Annotated in this window: 1 pseudogene; it reads left to right on the top strand. The window is 54.1% G+C overall.

From position 1 onward, the window contains the following. A pseudogene (locus AACY19_RS27700) lies at positions 1-248 on the top strand (phage tail protein I); the annotation flags it as partial. Positions 249-255 lie beyond the last annotated feature (7 nt).

The raw sequence follows: 255 nt of genomic DNA, 5'->3' as shown, positions 1-255 counted from the left end.
GTATCACCGAGGAAATGTATCAGGAACTGGAGCGCCTGATCGACGATGCCAAGCCCGTCACGCGGCACCTGACCGGGCTGGCCATCAGTCTGGAAACCCAAGGCAATTTAGACATTGCCGTATCCCTCTATGACGGCGACGAAATCGACGTTTACCCACCCGTCATGCGTGACATTGAGGTCACCGGCAGCTTTGGCGTGGTCGGTCGAGAACACACCATAGACACCCTGGACATTTATTATGATTGATGCGAAT

Origin of the sequence: Pseudomonas sp. EA_5y_Pfl2_R50 (assembly GCF_963970475.1) — a bacterium.
Classification (GTDB): Bacteria; Pseudomonadota; Gammaproteobacteria; order Pseudomonadales; family Pseudomonadaceae; genus Aquipseudomonas.
This window is presented reverse-complemented; position numbering and strand designations above follow the sequence as displayed.